The organism is Polaribacter sp. KT25b (assembly GCF_900105145.1).
GTDB lineage: Bacteria > Bacteroidota > Bacteroidia > Flavobacteriales > Flavobacteriaceae > Polaribacter.
In genome coordinates, this window is sequence record NZ_LT629752.1 from 212,263 (window position 1) to 236,244 (window position 23,982).

At 28.9% G+C, this 23,982-nt stretch carries 25 protein-coding genes; 14 read left to right on the top strand and 11 right to left on the bottom strand.

Annotation, left to right across the window (positions count from 1 at the left end):
- The first annotated feature begins 25 nt into the window (after positions 1 to 25).
- Positions 26 to 1,378, top strand: a complete 1,353-nt coding sequence (locus BLT70_RS00805; RefSeq protein WP_091890214.1) for a DEAD/DEAH box helicase — start codon at positions 26 to 28, stop codon at positions 1,376 to 1,378.
- Entirely contained in the window at positions 1,378 to 1,743 is a 366-nt protein-coding gene (locus BLT70_RS00810; protein ID WP_091890217.1) for a Na(+)-translocating NADH-quinone reductase subunit F, read from the top strand. The genes BLT70_RS00805 and BLT70_RS00810 overlap by 1 nt, the downstream gene beginning before the upstream one ends.
- 247 nt (positions 1,744 to 1,990) lie before the next feature.
- On the opposite strand, the gene BLT70_RS00815 is transcribed toward BLT70_RS00810, so the two are convergent.
- Together BLT70_RS00815 and BLT70_RS00820 are read right to left on the bottom strand one after the other, a co-directional pair.
- Positions 1,991 to 2,503, bottom strand: coding sequence for a hypothetical protein (locus BLT70_RS00815; RefSeq protein ID WP_157691808.1), 513 nt, complete (start codon positions 2,501 to 2,503; stop codon positions 1,991 to 1,993).
- Positions 2,504 to 2,666: 163 nt separating this feature from the next.
- Complete coding sequence (locus BLT70_RS00820) at positions 2,667 to 3,515, bottom strand: OmpA family protein (protein WP_091890223.1); 849 nt, start codon at positions 3,513 to 3,515, stop codon at positions 2,667 to 2,669.
- Positions 3,516 to 3,630: 115 nt separating this feature from the next.
- Between BLT70_RS00820 and BLT70_RS00825 the strand changes: the two genes are divergently transcribed.
- Positions 3,631 to 4,623, top strand: a complete 993-nt coding sequence (locus BLT70_RS00825; RefSeq protein WP_091890226.1) for an FAD:protein FMN transferase — start codon at positions 3,631 to 3,633, stop codon at positions 4,621 to 4,623.
- A gap of 49 nt (positions 4,624 to 4,672) precedes the next feature.
- Here BLT70_RS00825 and BLT70_RS00830 read toward each other — a convergent pair whose 3' ends face one another.
- From BLT70_RS00830 to gpmI, 5 genes are all read right to left on the bottom strand, one after another.
- Positions 4,673 to 5,449 (bottom strand): class I SAM-dependent methyltransferase, encoded by a 777-nt coding sequence (locus BLT70_RS00830; protein WP_091890229.1) that lies wholly within the window; start codon positions 5,447 to 5,449, stop codon positions 4,673 to 4,675.
- Between the two features lie 27 nt (positions 5,450 to 5,476).
- Entirely contained in the window at positions 5,477 to 5,851 is a 375-nt protein-coding gene (locus BLT70_RS00835) for a GxxExxY protein (protein WP_091890232.1), read from the bottom strand.
- A gap of 83 nt (positions 5,852 to 5,934) precedes the next feature.
- Complete coding sequence (gene map / locus BLT70_RS00840) at positions 5,935 to 6,738, bottom strand: type I methionyl aminopeptidase (protein WP_091890235.1); 804 nt, start codon at positions 6,736 to 6,738, stop codon at positions 5,935 to 5,937.
- A gap of 177 nt (positions 6,739 to 6,915) precedes the next feature.
- A complete protein-coding gene (locus tag BLT70_RS00845; RefSeq protein ID WP_091890238.1) occupies positions 6,916 to 7,515 on the bottom strand; it encodes a thioredoxin family protein in 600 nt (199 codons plus the stop codon).
- 3 nt (positions 7,516 to 7,518) lie between these two features.
- On the bottom strand, positions 7,519 to 9,036 hold the full coding sequence (gpmI, locus tag BLT70_RS00850) for a 2,3-bisphosphoglycerate-independent phosphoglycerate mutase (RefSeq protein WP_091890241.1): 1,518 nt from the start codon (positions 9,034 to 9,036) through the stop codon (positions 7,519 to 7,521).
- Between the two features lie 266 nt (positions 9,037 to 9,302).
- On the opposite strand from gpmI, the gene BLT70_RS00855 reads away from it, so the two are divergent.
- The 3 genes from BLT70_RS00855 (at position 9,303) to BLT70_RS00865 (ending at position 12,145) form a co-directional block, all read left to right on the top strand.
- Positions 9,303 to 9,689: an ankyrin repeat domain-containing protein gene (locus tag BLT70_RS00855; protein WP_091890245.1), complete on the top strand. Its 387-nt coding sequence runs from the start codon at positions 9,303 to 9,305 to the stop codon at positions 9,687 to 9,689.
- A 380-nt stretch (positions 9,690 to 10,069) separates the two neighbouring features.
- Positions 10,070 to 11,830, top strand: coding sequence for an aromatic amino acid hydroxylase (locus tag BLT70_RS00860; RefSeq protein WP_231962774.1), 1,761 nt, complete (start codon positions 10,070 to 10,072; stop codon positions 11,828 to 11,830).
- A 39-nt stretch (positions 11,831 to 11,869) separates the two neighbouring features.
- On the top strand, positions 11,870 to 12,145 hold the full coding sequence (locus tag BLT70_RS00865; protein WP_091897287.1) for a rhodanese-like domain-containing protein: 276 nt from the start codon (positions 11,870 to 11,872) through the stop codon (positions 12,143 to 12,145).
- Positions 12,146 to 12,169: 24 nt separating this feature from the next.
- Here BLT70_RS00865 and BLT70_RS00870 read toward each other — a convergent pair whose 3' ends face one another.
- The 3 genes from BLT70_RS00870 to alaS all read right to left on the bottom strand — a co-directional run bounded on the left by BLT70_RS00870 (position 12,170) and on the right by alaS (position 17,365).
- Positions 12,170 to 13,120, bottom strand: a complete 951-nt coding sequence (locus BLT70_RS00870) for a GSCFA domain-containing protein (RefSeq protein ID WP_091890248.1) — start codon at positions 13,118 to 13,120, stop codon at positions 12,170 to 12,172.
- A gap of 32 nt (positions 13,121 to 13,152) precedes the next feature.
- A complete protein-coding gene (locus tag BLT70_RS00875) occupies positions 13,153 to 14,454 on the bottom strand; it encodes a leucine-rich repeat-containing protein kinase family protein (RefSeq protein WP_091890251.1) in 1,302 nt (433 codons plus the stop codon).
- A 292-nt stretch (positions 14,455 to 14,746) separates the two neighbouring features.
- Positions 14,747 to 17,365, bottom strand: coding sequence for an alanine--tRNA ligase (alaS, locus tag BLT70_RS00880; RefSeq protein WP_091890254.1), 2,619 nt, complete (start codon positions 17,363 to 17,365; stop codon positions 14,747 to 14,749).
- A gap of 160 nt (positions 17,366 to 17,525) precedes the next feature.
- Here alaS and BLT70_RS00885 point away from each other — a divergent pair, with 160 nt between their 5' ends.
- The 8 genes from BLT70_RS00885 (at position 17,526) to BLT70_RS00920 (ending at position 23,583) form a co-directional block, all read left to right on the top strand.
- Positions 17,526 to 18,491, top strand: a complete 966-nt coding sequence (locus tag BLT70_RS00885; RefSeq protein WP_091890257.1) for a M23 family metallopeptidase — start codon at positions 17,526 to 17,528, stop codon at positions 18,489 to 18,491.
- A 138-nt stretch (positions 18,492 to 18,629) separates the two neighbouring features.
- The gene (locus tag BLT70_RS00890; protein ID WP_091890260.1) at positions 18,630 to 18,959 is read left to right on the top strand and encodes a MerR family transcriptional regulator; all 330 of its coding nucleotides are present in this window, start codon (positions 18,630 to 18,632) and stop codon (positions 18,957 to 18,959) included.
- A 246-nt stretch (positions 18,960 to 19,205) separates the two neighbouring features.
- On the top strand, positions 19,206 to 19,958 hold the full coding sequence (locus BLT70_RS00895; protein ID WP_091890263.1) for an SDR family NAD(P)-dependent oxidoreductase: 753 nt from the start codon (positions 19,206 to 19,208) through the stop codon (positions 19,956 to 19,958).
- 62 nt (positions 19,959 to 20,020) lie between these two features.
- Entirely contained in the window at positions 20,021 to 20,632 is a 612-nt protein-coding gene (locus tag BLT70_RS00900; RefSeq protein WP_091890266.1) for a LemA family protein, read from the top strand.
- 2 nt (positions 20,633 to 20,634) lie between these two features.
- Entirely contained in the window at positions 20,635 to 21,072 is a 438-nt protein-coding gene (locus tag BLT70_RS00905) for a TPM domain-containing protein (protein WP_091890269.1), read from the top strand.
- Complete coding sequence (locus tag BLT70_RS00910; protein ID WP_091890271.1) at positions 21,072 to 21,917, top strand: YgcG family protein; 846 nt, start codon at positions 21,072 to 21,074, stop codon at positions 21,915 to 21,917. The genes BLT70_RS00905 and BLT70_RS00910 overlap by 1 nt, the downstream gene beginning before the upstream one ends.
- Positions 21,918 to 21,988: 71 nt before the next feature.
- Positions 21,989 to 22,843 carry a hypothetical protein gene (locus BLT70_RS00915; protein WP_231962775.1) on the top strand — a complete coding sequence of 285 codons (855 nt, stop codon included), beginning with the start codon at positions 21,989 to 21,991 and terminating at the stop codon, positions 22,841 to 22,843.
- Between the two features lie 14 nt (positions 22,844 to 22,857).
- Positions 22,858 to 23,583, top strand: a complete 726-nt coding sequence (locus BLT70_RS00920) for a VIT family protein (protein WP_091890274.1) — start codon at positions 22,858 to 22,860, stop codon at positions 23,581 to 23,583.
- Positions 23,584 to 23,602: 19 nt separating this feature from the next.
- Here the strand turns inward: BLT70_RS00920 and BLT70_RS00925 are convergent, their stop codons facing one another.
- Positions 23,603 to 23,980, bottom strand: coding sequence for a DUF423 domain-containing protein (locus BLT70_RS00925; protein WP_091890277.1), 378 nt, complete (start codon positions 23,978 to 23,980; stop codon positions 23,603 to 23,605).
- Positions 23,981 to 23,982: the final 2 nt, after the last annotated feature.

Sequence of the window (23,982 nt, forward strand, 5' to 3'; positions counted from 1 at the left end):
CGTATCTTTGCAAAAAATTAAAAGAATGACTTTTAAAGATTTAGATTTATCAAATCAGTTGCAATATGCAATTGATGACTTGCGTTTTGAGAGCCCAACGCCAATTCAAGAGCAAGCATTTTCTGTAATTAGATCTGGTAAAGATGTAGTTGGTATTGCACAAACAGGTACAGGAAAAACATTTGGTTACATGTTACCAATTTTAAGAGATTTAAAATTTTTAAAAACGCAGCATCCAAGAGTTTTAGTTTTAGTGCCAACTCGTGAATTGGTTTTGCAAGTTGTAGATGAAATAGAAAAATTAGCAAAATACTTAAATGTTCGTGTTTTAGGAGTTTATGGTGGTGCTAATATTAACACTCAAAAACAAGGAATTGCTCAAGGTCAAGATATTATTGTGGCAACTCCTGGACGGTTATATGATTTGGCTTTAAGTAATGTTTTAAAGCTAAAAACGATTCAGAAATTAGTGATTGATGAAGTAGATGTTATGCTAGATTTAGGTTTTAGATTTCAGCTGATGAATATTTTTGATTTGTTACAAGAGCGAAGACAAAATATTTTGTTTTCTGCAACCATGACAGAAGATGTAGATGCTTTAATTGATGATTTTTTTAAAAATCCTGAAAAGATTTCTGTAGCAGTTAGCGGAACTCCCTTAGATAATATTGAGCAAGTTTCTTACAATATTCCTAACTTTTTTACGAAAGTTAATTTATTACATCACTTTTTAAAAGATAGACAAACGTTTCATAAAGTGCTAATCTTTGTTGCTTTTAAAAGAAGTGCAGATTTGCTTTTTAAACATTTAGAAGAAGTTTTTGGCAATGAATTGTGTATTATTCATTCTAATAAAACACAAAATTATAGAATACGCTCTATTCGTCAATTTGAAGAAGGGAAAAATAGAATCTTATTAGCTACAGATGTAATGGCACGTGGGTTAGATTTTGATAATGTAAGTCATGTTATTAATTTTGATACTCCAGATTTTCCAGAAAATTACATGCACAGAATTGGTAGAACTGGTAGAGCAGAAAAAGCCGGTAAAACCATTTTATTTTCTACAGAAAAAGAGCAAGAAGGTAAAGTTCTTATAGAGGAATTAATGGATTACAAGATTCCTGTTATCGAACTTCCTGAAAGTGTAGAAATTTCGAAATTATTAACGGAAGATGAGCGTCCAAAAGAAGATAATGGGCAATCTAAAAACAGAACAGCTTTAGAATATGTTCCTGGGCCAGCTTTTCATGAAAAGAGCGAAAAGAACAGTAAAACCAATCAAGGTGGTTCTTATAGAAGAGAAATTGCTAAAAAATATAAGAAACCAAAAACAAGAGGAGATAAAAACTATAATTTACGTAATAAGAAAAAGTAATGCATATTTTAAACGCGCAAGAATTGCATAATTTGGCTATGAATATTGTTGGCGAAAAGTTGCAAGAAATGGGTTATGAGTTTCAGGCAATTAATAGCCAGTTAAAAAGGCATCCACAGTTTGTGTTATTTAAAAAAGGAGAACCTACTATTTTTGTGTTGGTAAAAGCTTCTAATAACTTGCAAAACCCACATGAATACGATGTTCTTTGGATGGAAACTTTTAAAGAACACGCAAAAAAACAAAATGCTAAAGTTTGGTTTGCAGGTGTTGGAATTGCAAATGCAGAAAGTGTAGAAAGTCCGGTTTTTAAAGACCAACCTTATTATGTAGCTTTTGAAGATTTTTTGAAGATTTTGGAGTAACTTGGGTAAGTTTATTATTTTTAATAATTACCTAACGAAATTAAAAAGATAAGAATATGAAAAAATCAAAATTAATACGATTCTATTAATTATCATTATTGTATTGTTGATAATTTGTGCTTACGGAATTTATTCTCGACCTACATTAGACAAAATTGACCAAAGAATAATGCATTGGGGACAACATTTTGGGCAGCACTTTTCTAGTTAAGAGTAACATCTTGCATTAAGAATTCAAAGCTTTGTTTTACTTTAGAAAAACATAGTAATATTTTTCGCTTTCTATGTTTCTAAATTTTTTCAATTTATTATCTCCATACTTACGATATAGAGATACGCTCTTTTTACTTAGATTAATGGTTCTATTGTTTGCGTCTTTTATTAAATCAAAAGATATTACATATTGTTTTTCTGAAAATTTTTTATAAATATATACTCCCGAAGGATTTACATCTTCTGGTTTCTTTTGATATTCGTATAATTTATTTAGTGTATTTGAAATAGTAAACTTTACTTTATAAGGCTTAGATTTACTTTTCCATTTGTAAGAGACTTTCCAGCCTGCTTTTTTTAACGATTTAACTCTGGCGTCAATTTCTTCTTGAACGCTTTTTTTATCCGCTTCTTTGGCCGTAACCTCTATTGTTGTTACTAATTTAATTTTACCCGATTTAGAAATTGTAACTTCATCTACTTGATTAAAGCATGCATACAATATAAAAAATATCGAGACAAAAAATATTTTCTTTAAATTTTTCATGTTTTAAATATATAAAAAAATAAATTAATGAGTATTTTTTTATTCAAATTGATTATTTTCTAGCATAAGTTATTTAATAGAAATGGGAGTTTATCAGAAAATAGAAACAAAAAAACCAACTCGTAAAGAGTTGGCTTTAGAATTTTTAAAAAAAAACTAAAAATTAATTATTTGCATCTTGCTCTAACAACTCGAAGAATTGATTTAATTTAGGCATGATAATAATTTTTGTTCTTCTGTTTTTAGCTTTATTAGCTGCAGAATCATTTGGTGCTAAAGGAATATATTGACTTCTACCAGCAGCAATTAATCTCTCTGGTTTTACGCCGTATTTATATTGTAAAATTCTTGTAATAGAAGTTGCTCTTAAAGCAGATAGATCCCAGTTATCTTGAATTAAATTTCTCTTAATAGGTGTTGTATCTGTATGACCTTCAATCATAACCTCCATTGCAGGTTGATCGTTAATTACTTTTGCAATTTTTTCTAATACAGAGTAAGCTTTATTATTTACATTATAGCTTCCGCTTTTAAATAATAATTTGTCTGAGATTGAGATAAAAACAACAGTTTTTTCAACATTAACTTCAATGTCTTCATCTTGAATACCATCTGTTAAGTTTTTAGTTAAGTGAAACTTGATAGCAAGATTTAAAGAATCTTTTTGAGTCATTGCTTTTCTAATTCCGTTAATATATTTGTCTTTTTCACTTAATTGAGAAATAACAGTTTTTATATTATCAGAAGAAGATTGCGTTAAAACAGTTAAGTTTTCAACTTGTTTTAAAGCTGTTTTTTTGTCTTCTTGTAAATATTTTATTTTTTCTAATAAAGTAAAAACTTTGGTAGATTCTTTTTCGTTGTCAATTAAACATTTTTGTAAATTAGCTTTTAAATCTACTAATTCTGATTTTGTTAATTCATGTTCTGTTTCTAAATCAACAAACTTTTTTTTAGTTACACAAGAACTTGCTAAAATAGCAGTTAATAATAATATTGATATTTTTTTCATCTTTAATTGATTAATTTTATATTGCAAATTTAATAAAACATAGCTATAAAAAATGCGTTTAACAATAATTTATGAGAAATTTATACACTATTTTTACAGCTAATTTACTAAATCTATGAAACTCAAATTTAATAACGTTCTTCTAATTGTTTTATTGTTTTTGATTGCCTGTAAGCAAGAAAGTGAAAATAATCATCATACATTACAAGGCTTCGTTTTTGGTACCAGTTACAAAATAACCTACTTAGATACAGCAATAGATTATCAAAAATCTTTAGATAGTTTGTTTTTGTTAATGAATGCATCTACGTCAACTTATATTCCTACATCAGAAATTTCTAAAATAAATAATGGAGATTCTACAATTGTTGTTGATGCTATTTTTTCTGAAGTTTTTACGAAAGCAAAAAGAATTTTTAAAGAAACTGATGGTTTTTTTGATCCAACAGTTGGTAATTTGGTAAATGCTTATGGTTTTGGGCCTAAAGAAAGATTAAATGACCTTACGGATGAAGAAATAAAAAATCAGATGCAATTTGTTGGTTTAGATAAGGTTAATTTGATTGATGGAAAAATTGTAAAAGAGGATAAAAAAATATATTTAGATTTTAATTCTATAGCAAAAGGATTCGGAATTGATTTAGTTGCTCGTTTTTTTGATGAAAAGAAAATAGAAAATTATTTAATTGAAATTGGAGGAGAAATAAGAGCAAAAGGCACAAAAGAAAATAATAAACCTTGGTTAATTAAAGTTGTAAATCCTGCTAATGCATCAGAAAACGGAGGTTATAAAACGATTAATCTTTCTAATAAATCGATGGCAACTTCTGGTAATTATAGAAAATTTAGAGTTTCATCCGAAGGAAAAAAATATGTGCATACTATAAATCCTAAAACTGGTTATGCAACAGAAAGTAATTTGTTAAGTGCTTCTGTAATTGCAAGTGCAGATTGTGCAGATGTAGATGCATATGCAACTGCTTTTATGGCAATGGGTTTAGAAAAGACAAAGGAATTTTTAAAGAAGCATCCTAATTTAGAGGTAATTCTTTTATTTTCTAATTCAGAGCATCGTATTGATGAATACACAACATATATCTATAAATAGTTTTTTTTAAAAAATCTAATGTAAAACTTTAGATTTTGAAAGAAAACAATTATTCTTTATAACAAACAGGAAGAATTTCGTTCCGCATTAAGCAAAATCGTTCTAGTTTTTCTGGGGCGATTTTTTTTGTGTAATCAATTTCATCAACCTTAAAACCGATAGAACGTAGTTTGTTAAAATAATCTTTACCGTAAATTCTTACATGATCATATTGACCGAAAATTTTAGCACGTTCTTTTTTATCAGTAATTGAATCGTCTTCAAAAGTAGTTTCTCTAGTAATGTCTTGCGGAATCTGAAAAATACCAAATCCGCCTTTTTTTAGCACTCTAAACAACTCTTGCATTGCTTTTGTGTCATCAGGAATATGCTCTAAAACATGGTTGCAAAAAACCACATCAAAAGAATTATCTTCAAAAGGTAAATTACAGATATCTGCTTTTACGTCTGCAATTGGGCTTTCTAAATCTGAAGTTAAATAGTCTAAGTTTTTTTGTTTTCTAAAAATATCTAAAAAACATTGTTCTGGTGCAATATGTAATGTTTTTAGTTTTTCTTCGGATGTAAAAAAAGTAGTTTCATCTCTTAAAAAAAGCCACATTAATCGGTGTCTTTCTAGTGATAATGTGGATGGAGAAAGTGCATTTTCTCGTTGTTTTCCATATCCGTAAGGTAAAAATTTACGAAAACTTTTACCATCAATAGGATCTGTAAATTTATCACCTTTTAAAGAAAAAGCAATTATTGGACGCACCAAGTAACTAAATTTAATTAGCCAAGGTCTTGGTATTGTATTTAGTATTTTTTTAAAGATTTTATTTGACACGGATTTCACAAATTTTCACGGAAACTATTATAAAATTATTCTTTGGTATTTTAAACTATCTTCTCCGAAATTAATCAATAAACCAATTTTTAACTTAGAAACCGCTAAATAATTTAAAGTTTGTTTTACATGAGATGATGTTAAGCATTTTATAGCTTTTAATTCTAAAACTATTTTGTCGTTTATAATAAAATCTGCTCTGTATTTATGAGGTAAAATATTTCCTTTGTAACTAATATTAAACTTTTGTTCTTTAGAATATTTAATATTATTATCTATAAATTCAATTTCTAAAGCATCACTATAAACCACTTCATTAAACCCTTTTCCAAGCTGATTATGAACTTCCATACAAATACCTATTATTTTATAAGTATCTTCTTTGTATAGTAAATCAGTCATGTTTTTTTTATTTATCAGTGAAAATCTGTGAAATCAGTGTCAAAATTTTAAATTATTAAAAGTGAAATTAATGTCTGATAAATCTACTGTCTAAATTCATCCTCAACATCAGTAACAATTCCTAATGCTTCATTCACATATTTAAAAGTTGATAAAAGTTCTGGTTTACCATTTACAATAGCAACATCGTGTTCAAAATGAGCAGAAGGTTTATTATCAAAAGTTGTAATTGTCCAACCATCAGCATGTTGTCTAATTTTTTGAGTTCCTAAGTTTGTCATTGGTTCAATGGCAACTACCATTCCTTCTACAAATTTCTTTCCTCGTCCTCTTTTTCCGTAGTTTGGCATTTCTGGATCTTCGTGCATTTCACGACCTAAACCATGACCTACCAATTCTCTTACAACTCCGTAACCATGATCTTCAGTAAATTTTTGAATAGCATAACCAACATCGCCAACTCTGTTTCCTGCTTTAAATTCTCTAATACCAACGTATACACTTTCTTTGGTAACTTCTAGTAATTTTTTAATTTCAGCATCAATTTCACCAACAGCGAAAGTGTAAGCATGATCACCATAAAAGCCATTTTTTAAAGCGCCACAATCAATAGAGATAATATCTCCTTCTTTTAAAAGAGTTTTATTCGGAATTCCGTGAACAACTTGAGCATTCGGACTCATGCAAAGTGTGTTTGGAAAATCATACAAACCTAAAAAACCAGGAATTGCTCCTTGTTCTCTAATAAATTCTTCTGCAAGTTTGTCTAAATATAAAGTAGAAACACCTGGTTTTACTTCTTTTGCAAGCATTCCTAATGTTTTAGAAACTACCAACGCACTTTCGCGCATCAATTCTATTTCTTCTCTTGTTTTAATCTTTATCATTCTAAAAAAATTGAAAAGCAAAGTTACTATAATTATTAAGAATTTGTCTTTTAGACGAAACAAACGTTGTTAAACATTTTAAAAAATAAGACATAGATTTTACAAAATTTTACAGTTTTTTATCTCTGTTTAATTGTGAAATCTATGTCTAAAAAAATATTTTAAATTAATAAAAAACTATTCGCTTCTATCGTATGAATGTTTGTAAGGTTGATTTGTAACAATCTTTAAAATATCTTTCTCTAAAGTCTCTCTTGGGTATTCTACATATCGACCAACTTCTTTACCTTCTTTATAAAAAATAAAAGTTGGTACTCTTATAATATTGAAACCTTCTTGAAGATTGTCTGGTGTTTTTTTACTTCTATCAACAGTAATTAACTCAAAATCATTTTGATTAAAACCAGTTTCATCTAAAAGTTTATAAAAACGAGGTGTTTCTCTTTTACTATCTCCACACCAACTACTCATAAAACCTTTTATGGTATAGCCTTCTAAAGCAGTTTTAAGTTTGTTAACCGTTTCTTTATCTGTTGTGTATTCATTATATCTGCTATTAAACCAATTTTTAAAAGATTCGTCTTTAAAAGAGTCTTTATTAGCAACACCAATTAGATACCCATTGGCGTCTTTTTTCGCAGTTATTTCTCTGGTAATTTGCTTCACTTTCTCAACTTCTGCTTTTTTAGTTTCAACTGTTTTTGTTTCTACAACTTTTTTAGTTGAATTACAAGCAGAAATAACAGCTATTAAAAATATAATTATACTTTTCTTCATATTTTATAAAAGAGATTTTTGTGTCATTTCTTTTGGTTGATCAACGCCCATTAAGTCTAAAATTGTAGGGGCAATATCACCTAAAACTCCACTATTTATTGATTTTATTTCTTCATCAACTAAAATAAAAGGAACAGGATTTGTTGTGTGCGCTGTGTGAGGAGATCCATCAGGATTCATCATTGTTTCACAATTACCGTGATCTGCAATTACTAAGATAGAATATCCGTTTCTTAAACCAGTTTCTATTACTTCTTTTGCACAAATATCTACAGTTTCGCAAGCTTTAATTGCAGCTTCCATAATTCCTGTATGACCAACCATATCTCCATTTGCAAAATTTAAACAAACAAAATCTGCTTCGCCTTTTTCTAAATCTTCGCAAAGAGCATCTTTTAATTCGTATGCAGACATTTCTGGTTTTAAATCGTAGGTTGCAACTTTTGGTGAGTTTCTTAAAATACGAGATTCACCTTCAAAAGGTTCTTCTTGGCCGCCAGAAAAGAAGAAAGTTACGTGAGGGTATTTTTCTGTTTCGGCAATTCTAATTTGTTTTTTTCCAGCTACGGATAAAACTTCACCTAACGTATTTTTAATATTTTCGTTATTGTAAATAACATTAATGCCTTTAAAAGATTCATCATACAAAGTCATTGTTGTAAAGTATAAATCTAATTTTTTCATTCCAAATTCTGGAAAATCATTTTGGCTTAGCGCATTTGTTAATTCTCTTCCTCTATCTGTTCTATAGTTAAAGAAAATTACAGCATCGCCCTCTTTTATTTGTGCTTTTGGAGATCCATCAGCATTAGTAATGATAATTGGTTTGTGAAATTCATCTGTTAAACCAGCTTCATAATTTTCGTTGATAGTTTTTAAAACATCCGTAGTTTTTGTGCCAATTGCATTTACAACTCCGTCATAAGCAATTTTAACACGTTCCCATCTATTATCTCTATCCATAGCATAATAACGCCCAGTAACAGAAGCTAATTCTCCGGTACTTTCTTTCATATATTCTTGAACTTCGTTGATGAAAAATGTAGCAGATTTAGGATCACAATCACGACCATCTGTAAATGCGTGTAAAAAAACGTTGTCTACTTCATTTTCTTTGGCAACATCTAAAAGACCTTTTAAATGATCTATGTGCGCGTGAATACCTCCATTAGAAACTAATCCTAATAAATGTACATTTTTATTATTTTCTTTGGCATATTTAAAAGTATCTAACAATACTTTTTCTTCGCCTAAAGTTTTTTCTTTAACAGCTTTATTTATTCTTGCTAAATTCTGATAAACTATCCTACCAGCTCCTAAATTCATATGACCAACTTCTGAGTTTCCCATTTGTCCTTCTGGTAAACCAACATGTTCTCCATCTGTCCTTAATTGTGCATTAGGGTATTTGTCGTATAAACTATTGATAAAAGGTGTTTTAGCATTGTAAATTGCGGATACTTTAGGGTCTTGTGTAATTCCCCATCCGTCCAAAATCATTAAAATAACTTTCTTGTTCATTGTCTTAAATTGAACAGTAAAAATAAGAAATATTTTGCGGATTTTATAAAATTTTAACGAAACCGATAACGTAAACTATATGTATTGATAATTAAGTTAAAATCATCAGTTTTTTGCTTTAACATAAATTGTGATAACTTTTAGAAAAATAGATTAAGAATGTTAAACGGCTGTTAAATATGGGTTTTAGCTGAAACGTTTTTACTTTTTAGAAGTCTTTTAAATATAACAAACAAATAATTATTAAACTTAAAACTTTATTTATCATGAAAAAATTAATCCTACCAATGTTACTTTTCTTTTTTGCTTTCTCAACAGTAAATGCAACTAATAATGAAGATGATCCTAAAGAAGTAAGATCAGAAATTACACTAGTATATAATGTTAGTGCTTTTTGTAAACTAATTCAAATGGGCGATTATGATGCTGTAAGAGCATTAATTAAAACAGGCGAAGATGTTAATCAAAAATCTAATGGATTAACGCCATTAATGTTTGCAGCAAGACATAATAAAGCAAAAATTGCAAAATTATTAATTGATAATGGCGCAAAATTAAAAACAAAATCAGATAAAGGAAGTATGACAGCTTTAGATATTGCAAAAAGATCGAAAGCGGTAGATGCCATAAAAGTTATAAAAGAAGCACTTTAGTATTATTATTTGAATTAATTAATCTAAAGTAAAACAGACTGTCATTTTTTGGCAGTCTGTTTTTTTGTTTAAAATTTTACGAAGCCGATAACATAAATAAGTATGCAAATAGCATCGATAAAAATAATTAATTTTCTTTTCTGTAACTTTTTTAAATTTTTCACTTTATCAAAAGTTGGAACTCTTGTTCTTTTTTAGACTGATAATCATTCCTAATATCGAAATTATAGCTAAAAGGTCTTATTTTATGAGTGATTAAAAATCAATTAAATGTTGTCATAAAACTACTATTATTCCTTTTGGATTTATATGAACAGAACTTTTAACGAGAAATAATTATGTTTAAATTATAAAATTCTTAATTTTACAAGGTAAATTTTATGAAATCCTTAACAAGTATGCGTTTTGAAATTAATGAAATAACTAAAAAGTTGCCTATACATTTACACAAGTTTGTTGTAAAACAACCTTATAATGAATATACAACACAAAATCAAGCGGTTTGGAGATATGTAATGAGAATGAATGTAGATTATTTGAGTAAAGTTGCTCATAAATCATATTTATCAGGATTAAAAAAAACGGGTATTTCTATTGATACTATTCCAAGAATGGAAGGAATGAATAGAATTTTAAAAGAAATTGGTTGGGCAGCAGTTTCTGTAGATGGTTTTATTCCGCCAAATGCTTTTATGGAATTTCAAGCTTATAATGTTTTGGTAATTGCTTCAGATATGAGAACCATAAACCATATTGCATATACGCCTGCTCCAGATATTATTCATGAAGCTGCAGGTCACGCACCAATTATTGCAAATCCAGAATATGCCGAGTATTTAAGACGATTTGGTGAAATAGGAAGCAAAGCAATTTCATCTGCCAAAGATTACGAAATGTATGAAGCAATTAGGCTTTTATCAATCTTAAAAGAAGATCCAAATTCATCAGAAAAAGAAATAAATGAAGCGCAAGAAAAAGTGGAATGGTTGCAAAATAATATGGGCGAATTGTCTGAAATGGCACAAATTAGAAACCTACATTGGTGGACTGTAGAATATGGATTAATTGGTACTTTAGAAAATCCTAAAATTTATGGAGCGGGTTTATTATCATCAATTGGTGAAAGTGATTGGTGTATGCAAGATGAAGTTAAAAAACTGCCGTATTCTATTGAAGCCGCAAACATAAATTTTGATATTACAAAACCACAACCTCAATTATTTGTTACTCCAGATTTTGCTTATTTAAGTCTCGTTTTAGATGAATTTGCAAATACAATGGCATTAAGAACTGGCGGTTTAAATGGTGTTAAAAAACTAATTAATTCAGAAAATTTAGGAACCGTAGAATTATCAACAGGAATTCAAATTTCTGGAGCTTTTACAAAAGTAATTCAGTATAAAAATAACAAAGTTGCGTATTTGCAAACAACAGGCGCAACAGCTTTATCAAACAGAGATAAAGAATTAATTGGTCACGGAATTTCATCACACGCAAGTGGTTTTGGTTCTCCCGTTGGTAAATTAAAAGGAATTAATTTGCCAATTGAAGATATGAGTCCAAGAGATTTAAGAGCTTACGGAATTTACGAAGGCGAATTTATGACGCTAGAATTTGAAAGCGGAGTAATTGTAAAAGGAAAAGCAATTACAGGAACTAGAGATTTAAGAGGTAAAATTTTAATTATTTCTTTGGATGAATGCACAGTTACTTATAAAGACGAAATTCTCTTTCAACCAGAATGGGGAATTTATGATATGGCAATTGGTAAAGAAGTAATTTCTGTGTATGCTGGTGCTGCGGATGTAAATTCTTTTGAAGATAAAAGCAAGGTTTCTGATGTAAAAACGCATAAAATTTTATATTCAGAATCAGAGAAAGAATTATATGATTTATACGACCAAGTAAAACAAATGCGTGAAGCTAATTCAACATCAGAAAAAAAAATAACAGAAATATTTAATCAGTTAAAAAATAAATTTTCTAATGATTGGTTGTTGAATTTAGAAATCTATGAATTAGCTTTGCAAAATAAGTATGCTTTAAAAGTAGAAATCTTAAAAAGGTTAGAAGAATTAAAGTGTAACAAAAGCTACACTAAACTAATAGAAAATGGATTAGTTTTGTGCAAAAATAAATAGAATAGTATGGGTTTATTTGACTTATTTAAAAGAAAAAACATGGGTGAAGAAATTAAAGAGTATTTAGAAAAAGGAGCAATTATTTTAGATGTTAGAACATTAGAAGAATGGAATGAAGGTCATTCTAAAGGCGCAAAACATGTTGTTTTAACTATAATTCCTTTAGAAATAGAAAAAATAAAATCTTGGAACAAACCAATTATTGCAGTTTGTAGAAGTGGCGCAAGAAGCGGACAAGCAACTCAGTTTTTAAAACAAAACGGAGTAGATGTTATTAATGGTGGTCCTTGGGGTAACGTAGATCAATTTCTATAGAGAAATTAAAAATCGATAGTTAATTTAAAACTTAATAAGAGGAAATTGTTGTTCAATTTTCTCTTTTTTTATGCTTAAATTTCTTAGAAATTGCTGATGTTGCTCTGTGTTCTCGTGAAAAGGTTTGTGTAAAAGACCTTTTTGAATAACATCAATTTCTTTCATAATTGGTTTTGTTTCTTCAGAAAACCAGGTTTCTTTAAATTTTTCCCAAATGTAATTAATAGCTGTTTTATTTGGATGAATCATGTCTTCTGTATAAAAACGATAATCTCGTAATTCATCCATCATAATTTCATAACTAGGAAAATAATAGCTGTTTTTTCTGTTGTCTACAATATTATGAATTGCACTAATTAAATGCGATTTACTTTGCGTATTTTCTATAAAGCCATCTTTTAAATGTCTAATTGGCGAAACCGTAAAAAGTACAGTTATATTTTTATTTACAGTTTTTAAAAGAGCAATTATTGCTTCTAAACTTTCTGATATTTCATCAACAGAAAGCAATTCTTTTAAAAATTTTTTCTGTGGAATTTTATGACAATTAGCAACAATGCTATCTGTTTCTATAAATCTATAAACCCAAGAAGTACCAAGCGTAATTACAATATGTGTGGCTTCTTTTAGTTCTTTTTTGGTTGATGAAATAGCAGAATTTAAGTTACTTAAAAGTTTATTTTTATCAACAGAACTTAATTTAGAATGTGCATCAAAAGAATGCCAAGTTTCATTATTAAAAATAAGGTCATCAAAAAAATATTCTTTTTCATTAATAGCATCTGCAATTAAATTTTCAATTGCCTTCGGATGAAATAAAATTCCGAATGGATTTTGTGCTGATTGAAATTTAAAGTAACTTAATTTGTCTCCAATGTTTTCAGAAAAGCAAGAACCTAACATTAAAATTTTAGATTGATAATCAATAAGATTTCTAGTTTCTTTTTTTAACGGAATTTGAGTTTGAAGTTTCATAAAATAAGTAGGAATGCTAAGATAAAATTTTACTAGAATGTATTCAACTCTTCAATAATTTGATGAAAACTTAAACGTAAATTAACATCTTTACTTGTACAATTAGCAATTAATTTTTGCCATTTTCTTTGAAACGGATTACTAATTTCGTTTTCAGTAATAAGACTTGATAAATCTTCTAATAAACATCCAAAAGCTCTCGTCTCAACACGTTGAATATTATGAGCAAGAGTTGAATTTACATCATAAAAAGATGCCGCACCAAAATCACCAAAAAGACAATCTGCTGTTTTGTTTATTAAAATATTGTGCGCATAAAGATCTCCGTGATTAATTCCTTTGCCGTGTAATTGTGCGCAAACAGAAGCAATACTTTTAGCGATTTTTAGGATTTCTTTTTCATTAAAAACAGTTTTTTCATCATAAACATCTCTTGTGCAAGTTTCTAAACTTGGTGGATTTCCTAAATTAATATACGTTGGCGATATTAATTTCATTATTAAACCACTTTTCTTTTCAGGATGATTTTTAATTTCTCCTAATATTTGAATTAAATTTTGATGAGAACCACTAGATATCGAAATTTTCATTTCATCTTCTGGCAATCCATCACTCGTCATACTTCCTTTAAAAACTTTAATTGCAACGTCTTCTTTTTCTGATTTCCAACTTGCTTTCGATATTAAACCAGAAGCACCTTCGCCTAATATTTCTTTAAGCGTAAACTCATTCCAGTCAAAAGAATTAATATTTGTGTTTGTTTTTGGTTGATGTGAAACAGGATTTCCACCAAAAGCAACCCAAGATAATTTAGGCAACTCAAATAACCAATTAGGAATCAATTGTAGTTTGTTAGCAGAAATTCTTAAGAGTTCTAAATTTACACAATTACTCATTTCTGATGGTAATTCTTCAATTTGATTACCAGCAATTGTACATTTTTGAAGCAGCAAACAATCTCCAATACTTTTTGGTATTTTTTTAATTTCATTATTAGTTAAAATCAGCCATTTTAACATTGGTGGAAATGCATTTTCTGGAACTGTTTTAATATGATTAGATTTAAAACCAATCATATTTAGAAGCGGTAATTTCTTTAATATAGTAGGGAATTCTGTAAAATTATTACGTTCGAAAAATATAATTTTTAAGTTCTTAAGTTGAGAAATACTATCAGGCAATTCTGATATTTGATTGTCAGATAAATCTAAAATTTCTAAAGTTTCTGAAAGTGATAATATTTCGTTTGGAAACTGCTTTAAACCGCAAGCTAATTTTAATCTTTTTGTTCCTATTAAACTTCCTGATTTTAATTGTTCTAAAGTGTGTGTCATGTTATTTTATAGTTTACAAATATAACTATTATTGATTTTGATTAAAATTTAAATCAAAAAAAGCCCTTTAATAAAGGTTTGTAAGTAAAAAAGATCTATAATAAACATCATTATATTTAAAAGAACTTAAATATTTATCTAATGTAAAAACAGCAATTTTGTTTTCTAGAGAAATTCCAAGTAAGAAAAAACTAGTTTTTTTAACGGACAACAATTTGTTAGTCCTTTAAAACTTCCATGATTTTTCCGGATATTAATTATTAGAATTTAAACGACTGATATTTTTGCTTTTCTAAACTAAATAATCTTTAGCTCTTTCTAAAACTTTAGGGATTCCGCCAGGATTTTTACCACCCGCAGTTGCATAGAAATTTTGTCCGCCACCGCCACCGTGAATCAGTTTTCCTAATTCTCTAACAACTTTTCCAGCATCATAACCACGCTCATTTGCTAATTCTTTAGAAATATAACATGTTAACATTGCTTTGTCTTTTTTCACTGAAGAAGCAAAAAGTAAAAATAAATTTTTGTGTTCTTTTCCAATTGCAAAAGCAAGGTTTTTAATTCCGTTTTGGTCTAAATCTATTTTAGTAGCTAAAAACTGAACTCCATTAATTTCTTGCAATTGATTTTTTAAATCACCAATTAAATTATTTGCTTTATCTTTTAATAATTGCTCAATTTGTTTTTTAAGCGATGAGTTTTCTTCTAATAAAGTATTTACTGCTTTTACAGGGTTTTTGGTGTTATTTAAAAGGTCTTTAACTTCAAATAAAGTTCTGTTATTTTCAAAATAAAAATCTTTTACGGCATCATTTGTAATTGCTTCAATTCTTCTAATTCCTGCTGCAACAGCGCTTTCAGATTTTATTTTAAAATGCCAAATATCACTTGTGTTTTTTACGTGAGTTCCACCACACAGCTCTACAGATTTTCCAAATTTTATAGCTCTAACAGTATCGCCATACTTTTCACCAAACAAAGCCATTGCACCTTCGTCAATTGCTTGTTGCATTGGTATATTTCTTTTTTCAATTAAAGGCAGTTTTCCAGAAATACGTGCATTTACAAAGTTTTCTACATCACGTAATTCATCCACAGACATTTTAGAAAAATGAGAGAAATCAAAACGTAAATATTTAGAATGTACAGCAGAACCTTTTTGCTCTACATGCGTGCCCAAAACTTCTCTTAAAGCTTGGTGTAAAAGATGTGTAGCTGTGTGATTACATTCTGTTCTATGTCTTTGTTTAGCGTCTACAGATGCTGTAAAACGATCGTCTAAATTTTTGGGTAAGTTTTTAGTAAAATGGATAATTACATTGTTTTCTTTTTTAGTATCTAAAATATAAACAATATCACCTTGAGAACTTTGTAAATATCCTTTATCTCCCACTTGACCGCCGCCTTCTGCGTAAAAAGGAGTTAAATTAAAAACAAGTTGATACATTTCGCCATCTTTTTTAGAAGTTACTTTTCTGTATCTTGTTAATTTTACAGTAGTTTCTAAAGTATCATAACCAACAAATTCTTCAATTGAATCATCAACTAAAATAGTCCAATCTTCAGTAGTCATTTCACTAGCAGCTCGAGATCTGTTTTTTTGTTTTTGCAATTCGGTTTCAAACCCTTTTTCATCTAAAGTGTATCCTTTTTCTGATAAAATTAAAGCAGTTAAATCAATCGGGAAACCAAAAGTGTCATACAATTCAAAGACTTTATCCCCAGAAATTTCTTTGGTAGTTGCTGATGAAATAATACCATCTAACAAAACTAAACCTTGATCTAAAGTTTTTAAAAATGAAGTTTCTTCTTCTCTAATTACGTTTTCGATTAGTTGTTTTTGAGCTCTTAGTTCTGGGAAAGCTTCTCCCATTTTTTTACTTAAAACATCGACTAATCTGTAAAGAAAAGGTTCTTTTTTATCTAAAAATGTAAACCCGTAACGAACAGCTCTTCTAAGAATTCTACGAATTACATAACCAGCACCAGTATTGCTTGGTAATTGTCCATCAGCAATAGAAAAAGCAACAGCTCTTACATGATCAGAAATTACACGAGTTGCAATATCTTGTTTTTCATCATTACCATATTTTGTATCTGTAACAGCTTCTATTTCTCTAATAATTGGTGTAAAAACATCTGTATCGTAATTAGATTGCACGCCTTGTAAAACCATACAAAGACGTTCAAAACCCATTCCTGTATCAATATGTTTGTTTGGTAAATCTTCTAGAGTTCCGTTTGCCTTTCTATTGAATTGCATAAAAACCAAATTCCAGATTTCTACCACATGAGGATGATCTTCATTAATTAAAGTTCTACCATCAACTGTTGCTTTTTCTTCTGCAGAGCGTATATCAACATGAATTTCAGAGCAAGGTCCACACGGTCCTTGTTCGCCCATTTCCCAAAAATTATCTTTTTTATTTCCTTTTAAAATTCGGTCTTCGTCAATATATTGTTTCCAAATATCATAGGCTTCTGTATCCATTTTTAAATTATCAGCATCATCAGATCCTTCAAAAACGGTTACATATAAAATATCTTTATCAATTTTGTAAACTTCAGTTAATAATTCCCAAGCCCAAGCAATTGCTTCCTTTTTAAAGTAATCGCCAAAAGACCAGTTGCCTAACATTTCAAATAATGTGTGATGATACGTATCGTAACCAACTTCTTCTAAATCATTATGTTTACCAGAAACACGTAAACATTTTTGAGAATCTGTAATTCTGTTCTTTTTTGGCTTTCCATTTCCTAAAAAGAATTCTTTAAATGGTGCCATTCCAGAATTTACAAACATTAAAGTTGGGTCATCCTTTGTTACCATTGGTGCAGAAGGAACAACTAAATGTCCTTTATTTTTGAAAAAATTTAAAAAAGTAGAACGAATTTCTTGAGATTTCATAAAAAAGAAGTTTCCAACAAGTTGGATTATGTTAATTTAATTTTAAAAAAACTACTTATAAAAAGCAGTTGTAAAACATTTTGTAAATTTGCGAGTTCTTAATAAAGAAGTTTTAATAACAAAACGAATTTAAAAGAACAAAAATAGTATATTTAGCATTATGGCAAAAGTAAAATATTATTATGATGAGAATACGCTTTCTTACAGAAAAATTACTGTTAAGAAGAGTGATTCTTATAAAAGGGTATTTTTAATCTTTTTAGCTGTTATTATTATTGCATTTATTGGTTTTGTAGGTTTTAGTCAAATTATAATGTCGCCAACTGCTCTTGCACAAAAAAGAGAGTTAGAAAACTTAAAATTTCATTTTGAGTTGTTAAACAAAAGATTAGAAGAAAGTTCTGCAATTTTAGCCCAATTACAAGAAAGAGATAATAATATTTATAGAAGTTATTTTGAGGCAAACCCTATTACAGAAGAGCAGCGAAAAGCTGGTTTTGGTGGTGTAAACAGGTATAAAGTTTTAGATGGATACGATAATTCTAAATTAATTAAAGACATTACAAAAGAAGTAGATGTTTTGTCTAAACAAATGGTAGTACAATCTAAATCGTTAGATGAAATTATTACTTTAGCAAAAAAGAAAGAAGATATGTTAGCCTCTATACCTGCAATTCTTCCTATTAAAAAAGAAGATTTAACTTCTGTAGCTTCTGGTTATAAAATGAGAATGCATCCTATTCTCAAAATTAAAAAGTTTCATAAAGGAATGGATTTTACAGCACGAATAGGAACTCCTATTTATGCATCAGGAAACGGTAAAGTTACTGTTGCTTCTAGAAGTAGTTCGTATGGTAATGTTGTTTATATAGATCATGGTTACGGGTATGAAACTATTTATGCACACATGAGTAAAATTAAAGCAAGAAGAGGTCAAATGGTAAAAAGAGGAGATTTAATTGGCTATGTGGGTAATACAGGTTTATCTGTTGCAGCACATTTACATTATGAAGTTCATAAAAACGGAATAGCTTTAAATCCTATTAATTTTTATTATGGAGATTTATCTTTGGATGAATTTGCTGAGTTACAAAAATCTTCTGAAGAAAGTCAATCTTTTGATTAATTTTCTTTGGTATAGATACGGGAAATAAGAAACAAGAGAGAAACTTGAAGTTGAAAGAAGTGAATAAGTTTAGTGAAATATTAATTTTTATCTTTTCCTTTTTTTTAATTTTTGATTACTGAAACTGATTACAGAATAATGTATATAGATTTACCTGAAAAAAGATACTACAAAATAGGGGAAGTGGCGAAAGCTTTTCAAGTAAATGCATCATTAATTCGTTTTTGGGAAAAAGAATTTGCAATTATAAAACCCAAAAAAAATGCAAAAGGAAATCGGTTATTTACCCAAGAAGATATTGTAAATTTTAAATTAATCTTTAATTTAGTTAAAGAAAGGGGTTTTACCTTAGAAGGTGCAAAACAAAAACTCAAGAAAAATCCTGAAGGAATTTATAGTAATCACGAAATTATTAGCCGTTTAGAAGCTGTAAAAGCAGAGCTTCAAAAAATTAAAAATCAACTTTAGAGTTTTAATTTTATACTTTTCTTTTTATTGATATAAAAATTCTTAATACTTATTTTATTGTTTTCTTAGGCGAATTATAATTTATTTACAAAGTATTCTTATAATTACCTAATTTTATTAATAAATACGCATTTGCGTTAGGGATAGAAACGACATCCTTTTTGCTTTTGGCAAAAAGATATAGTGTAAAGCCCGACCTTGGTTCTGAATGCTTTCAGGATAAAGCAACGCCCAAAATTAGAATAAATGGAAGTAAAAAATAAAATTGTTATTGTAACTGGAGCTGGTTCTGGAATTGGTAAAGCAACAGCAGTTCTATTAGCAAAATTTGGAGCAACAGTTATAGTTTCTGATATTAATTTTGAAAAAGCAGAAAAAGTTGTTGAAGAAATTGTAACAAATAATGGAAAATCGCTACCTATAAAAGCAAACGTTGCAGTTTATAAAGAAGTAGAAAATTTAATAAATAAAACTATTGAGGAATTTGGAAAACTAGATGTTATTGTAAATAATGCAGGAATTGGACCGAGTTTTCTAAAAACACACGAATCAACTTTAAGAGATTGGGAAAGAGTTATTTCTGTAAATCAGACAGGAGTTTATTATTGCATGAAAATAGCTTTGCAACAATTTTTAAATCAAGGTCATGGAAATATTGTAAATATTGCTTCGCTAGCTGGTTTAAAAGCATCACCCAATAACATAAGTTATAGCGCAAGTAAATTTGCGGTTGTTGGTATGACAAAATCTGCTGCAATGGAATATGCAACTAAAAATATTAGAGTAAATGCTGTTTGCCCAGGTTATACAGAATCGGCTTTGTTAGATCAATTATTAAATGTAAAACCAGAAATGAATTCAGTTTTAAAAAGTCAAATTCCGATGAAACGTTTTGGCAAAACATTAGAAATTGCAGAAGCTGTAGTTTGGTTGGCTTCTGATAATACAAAATTTATTACAGGGCAAACAATTACTTTAGATGGAGGTACATCTCTTTAAATAGTGAATAATAATGCGTAAATTTGTAAAACAAAAAATCAATTAAATAAAATTTAGAAATTATGAAAAAATGGTTAATTCCGGTAATAATAATAGTAGTTATAGTCTTTGGATTCTATAATTGGGGTAAAGGTTTTAATAATACAGCAGTAGAATTACAAGAAGACGCAAAAACTACTTGGTCTAATGTAGAAAGTGCCTATCAGCGTAGAAACGATTTAATTGGTAATTTAGTAAAAACGGTACAAGGAGCAGCAGATTTTGAAAAAAGTACATTAACAGATGTAATTAATGCTAGAGCAAAAGCAACATCGGTAAATATTAATGCGGGTGATTTAACACCAGAAAATATGGCGCAATTTCAACAAGCACAATCTGGTTTAACTGGAGCATTGTCTAAATTATTAGTGTCTGTAGAACGTTATCCTGATTTAAAAGCGAATGCAAACTTTTTAGAATTACAAAGTCAGTTAGAAGGTACAGAAAACAGAATTAATGTTGCTAGAGATCGTTTTAATGAAGATGTAAATGTGTATAATAAACATATTAAAGTTTTTCCAAATTCGTTATTAGCGGGTATGTTTAATTTTGATGAAATGACTCGTTATAAAGCAAATGCAGGTTCTGAAAATGCACCAGATGTAAACTTTGATTTTAACAATAAAAAAGAGTAAATATGTCTAAAGTAGAAGAGTTTCTGACTAAAGAAGAAGAACAAGAAATTATTTCTGCTATTCAAATTGCAGAGAAAAATACTTCTGGTGAAATACGAGTTCATATTGAAGCTACTACAGAAAAAGCGCATTATGATCGTGCACTAGAAGTGTTTTATCTCTTAGAAATGAACAACACAAAAGATGCAAATGCAGTCTTAATTTATGTTGCTGTAAATGATAAAAAATTTGTTGTTTATGGTGATAAAGGAATTAATAGTGTTGTACCAAAAGATTTTTGGGATACTACTAAAAATGTGATACAAAATCATTTTAAAATAGGAAATTTTAAACAAGGAATTGTTGATGGAATTTTAAAAGCGGGTGAAGAATTACAAAATCATTTTCCTTATCAAACAGATGATAAAAACGAACTTTCTAATGAAATTTCTAAAGGATAATGAAAAAAGTGTTTAGTTCTCAGTTTTTAGTGATTAGTAAAAAAGTACTATTAATATTTACTTTCTTAATAAGTCAGATTACATTTTCTCAAGGGTTTGAAATTCCAGAGAAACCAAAATTTCAAACAAGTGTTTACGATTATATAGATTTACTTTCTGTTTCTCAAAAACAAAACTTAGAAGGTAAATTAGTTCGGTATTCAGATTCTACATCAACTCAAATTGTTGTGGCAATTATCTCATCCACCGAAGGTGAAAATATTAATTATTTAGCTGCAAATTGGGGAGAAAAATGGGGTATTGGTGATGTAGAAAAAGATAATGGTGTTTTGATTGTTTTGGCAAAAGATGATAGAAAAATAACCATTTCTACTGGTAAAGGTGTAGAACATTTACTAACTGATTTTCAATCTAAAAGAATTATTGATAGAGTTATAACGCCAGAATTTAGAAAAGGTGATTATTATACAGGTTTATATTTAGGTGCAGATTATATTTTTAGAACTTTAAATGGTGAATTTAAAGGTTCTCGTCAAGAAGAATCCGAAGGTTCAGATTCAGGAGTTATCGTGTTTATTTTAATTATAATTATCTTTTTTATTTTAATTTCTAGAGGTAATAAAAATAATAGAGGTGGAGGTAGAAATAACAGAACGGGTTCTTTATCTGAAACTATTTTTGACACGATTCTTCTAAGTAGTTTAGGTAGAAGTGGTGGTGGTTTTGGAGGTGGCTTTGGCGGTTCTTCTGGAGGAAGTAGTAGTGGCGGTTTTGGTGGCGGCGGTTTCGGCGGTGGCTTTGGTGGCGGAAGTTTTGGTGGTGGAGGAGCATCTGGAGGTTGGTAAATGATGTAATTTATTTACCTAAATTCGTATTATATTTTCTGTAAAAACAGAAATTTATCTTATCAATTATAATGAAAAAAATACTTACTTTTTTTACTTTACTATTATTTATGAGTTGTCAAAATTATGGACAACTTAACTTACTTGCAGATTTGTCAAATGAATTAAATGAAGTTTCAGGAAATGAAGTTTTAAATAATTCTTCGCTTATTTGGATGATAAATGACGGGGGAAATAAATCAAAATTATATGCTGTTTCTAAAAAAGGAAAAATAAAAAAAGAAATTAATATTAAATCTAAAAATACAGATTGGGAAGACTTAACTTCTGATAAAAAGGGCAATATTTATATTGGTAATTTTGGTAATAATACAAGCAGCAGAAAGAATTTAAGAATTTTAAAAATTGATAAAAAGTATTTAAGAAAGAAAAACGCTAAGGTAAAAGAAATTGAATTTGAGTATGAAGATCAGGATAAATTTCCGCCCAAAAAGAAAGAATTATTTTTTGATGCAGAGGCTTTTTTTTACTTTAATAAAAACTTTTACATTTTTACAAAAAGCAGAGTGGAGGGCGAATATGGAAAAACGTCATTATATAAATTTCCTGCAAAAAAAGGTAAACAAACCGCTAGATTAATTGGCAAATTTAATAACGGTAATGATTTAGAATGTTGGATTACTTCTGCAGATATTTCTTCTGATGGAACAAAAGTGGTGCTTTTATCTCAAAAAAATATACTTGTCTTTACTGATTTTAAAGATGATAATTTTTTGTCAGGAAAAGTTAAGAAGATTGAGTTAGAACATCAAACTCAAAAAGAAGGAATCTGCTTTAAAGACAATAATACATTGCTAATTACTGATGAAAAAGCTCATGGAGAAGGTGGTAATTTATATGAACTAAAAATTGATGTACAAAATTAGATAACATCATTAAAATGAAAAAAGAAGCTCAAAAAACTGGTGAAATAGATGATTATTTGCAAAATCATTACATACACAGAAGTAATTGGTTAAGAGCCGCAGTTCTTGGTGCTAATGATGGTATTTTATCAACAGCAAGTTTGGCAATTGGTGTTGCAGCTGCAAGTGATTTTAGAGAACCTATTGTTTTAGCAACTTTAGCAGGATTAGTTGCTGGAGCTTTATCTATGGCGGCTGGCGAATATGTGTCTGTAAGTTCACAAACTGATGTTGAAAATGCAGATATAGAAAGAGAAAGAATTGAATTGGAAGAAATGCCAGAATTAGAAATGCAATACTTGGCAGATATTTACGAAAAAAGAGGCCTTAAAAAAGAGACTGCTTTACTTGTTGCAAAAGAATTTACAGAAAATGATGCTTTAGCCGCGCATGTTAGAGATGAATTAGGAATAAATGAAATTAATCAAGCAAACCCAATTCAGGCTGCATTTGCATCTGGAGCTGCATTTACAATTGGCGGATTACTTCCATTTTTAGTAACACTTTTTCTGCCATTAGAGTATTTAGAATATTCAATTTATGGTTTTGCTATTATTTTTTTAATTATTTTAGGAGCTTTAGCCGCTAAAGCTGGTGGTTCTAAAATAGGAATAGCAGTTTTAAGAATTACTTTTTGGGGAACGGTTGCAATGGGTATAACAGCTTTAGTAGGCCATCTTTTTAATGTAAATGTGGTTTAAAACTATAATAATAAAAAATTTAAACTATAAATTTAAATAGTAAAAGCGCCCAGCCAGTAACTAAAAATAAACCACCTAAAGGTGTAATTGGTCCTAAAATTTTTATTTTTTTATTTTTTGCTGATGAAATTACCAAACCATAAATAGAGAAAGAAAATAAAAGTATTCCTATTACAAAAGCATTAATAATGTAAGTGTCTATAGTGCTATTTTTATCTAAATTGAATCCCAAAATAAGTAAAACTATTGCATGATACATTTGGTATTTTACACCAGTTTCAAAACTTTGTAATTGATCTGTAGTTAGTTTTTTCTTTAATAAATGTGCGCCAAAAGCACCAAAGATTACTGCTGTAAATCCGAATAAAGAACCAAAGATTACTGCTGTTTGTGTCATAT

Bases quoted from the DNA above. Each gene is read 5' to 3' on its own strand.
- BLT70_RS00805 (WP_091890214.1), top strand. From the start codon at position 26: ATGACTTTTAAAGATTTAGATTTATCAAATCAGTTGCAATATGCAATT.
- BLT70_RS00810 (WP_091890217.1), top strand. From the start codon at position 1,378: ATGCATATTTTAAACGCGCAAGAATTGCATAATTTGGCTATGAATATT.
- BLT70_RS00815 (WP_157691808.1), bottom strand. From the start codon at position 2,503: ATGAAAAATTTAAAGAAAATATTTTTTGTCTCGATATTTTTTATATTG.
- BLT70_RS00820 (WP_091890223.1), bottom strand. From the start codon at position 3,515: ATGAAAAAAATATCAATATTATTATTAACTGCTATTTTAGCAAGTTCT.
- BLT70_RS00825 (WP_091890226.1), top strand. From the start codon at position 3,631: ATGAAACTCAAATTTAATAACGTTCTTCTAATTGTTTTATTGTTTTTG.
- BLT70_RS00835 (WP_091890232.1), bottom strand. From the start codon at position 5,851: ATGACTGATTTACTATACAAAGAAGATACTTATAAAATAATAGGTATT.
- map (WP_091890235.1), bottom strand. From the start codon at position 6,738: ATGATAAAGATTAAAACAAGAGAAGAAATAGAATTGATGCGCGAAAGT.
- BLT70_RS00845 (WP_091890238.1), bottom strand. From the start codon at position 7,515: ATGAAGAAAAGTATAATTATATTTTTAATAGCTGTTATTTCTGCTTGT.
- gpmI (WP_091890241.1), bottom strand. From the start codon at position 9,036: ATGAACAAGAAAGTTATTTTAATGATTTTGGACGGATGGGGAATTACA.
- BLT70_RS00855 (WP_091890245.1), top strand. From the start codon at position 9,303: ATGAAAAAATTAATCCTACCAATGTTACTTTTCTTTTTTGCTTTCTCA.
- BLT70_RS00860 (WP_231962774.1), top strand. From the start codon at position 10,070: ATGAAATCCTTAACAAGTATGCGTTTTGAAATTAATGAAATAACTAAA.
- BLT70_RS00865 (WP_091897287.1), top strand. From the start codon at position 11,870: ATGGGTGAAGAAATTAAAGAGTATTTAGAAAAAGGAGCAATTATTTTA.
- BLT70_RS00870 (WP_091890248.1), bottom strand. From the start codon at position 13,120: ATGAAACTTCAAACTCAAATTCCGTTAAAAAAAGAAACTAGAAATCTT.
- BLT70_RS00875 (WP_091890251.1), bottom strand. From the start codon at position 14,454: ATGACACACACTTTAGAACAATTAAAATCAGGAAGTTTAATAGGAACA.
- alaS (WP_091890254.1), bottom strand. From the start codon at position 17,365: ATGAAATCTCAAGAAATTCGTTCTACTTTTTTAAATTTTTTCAAAAAT.
- BLT70_RS00885 (WP_091890257.1), top strand. From the start codon at position 17,526: ATGGCAAAAGTAAAATATTATTATGATGAGAATACGCTTTCTTACAGA.
- BLT70_RS00890 (WP_091890260.1), top strand. From the start codon at position 18,630: ATGTATATAGATTTACCTGAAAAAAGATACTACAAAATAGGGGAAGTG.
- BLT70_RS00895 (WP_091890263.1), top strand. From the start codon at position 19,206: ATGGAAGTAAAAAATAAAATTGTTATTGTAACTGGAGCTGGTTCTGGA.
- BLT70_RS00900 (WP_091890266.1), top strand. From the start codon at position 20,021: ATGAAAAAATGGTTAATTCCGGTAATAATAATAGTAGTTATAGTCTTT.
- BLT70_RS00905 (WP_091890269.1), top strand. From the start codon at position 20,635: ATGTCTAAAGTAGAAGAGTTTCTGACTAAAGAAGAAGAACAAGAAATT.
- BLT70_RS00910 (WP_091890271.1), top strand. From the start codon at position 21,072: ATGAAAAAAGTGTTTAGTTCTCAGTTTTTAGTGATTAGTAAAAAAGTA.
- BLT70_RS00915 (WP_231962775.1), top strand. From the start codon at position 21,989: ATGAAAAAAATACTTACTTTTTTTACTTTACTATTATTTATGAGTTGT.
- BLT70_RS00920 (WP_091890274.1), top strand. From the start codon at position 22,858: ATGAAAAAAGAAGCTCAAAAAACTGGTGAAATAGATGATTATTTGCAA.
- BLT70_RS00925 (WP_091890277.1), bottom strand. From the start codon at position 23,980: ATGACACAAACAGCAGTAATCTTTGGTTCTTTATTCGGATTTACAGCA.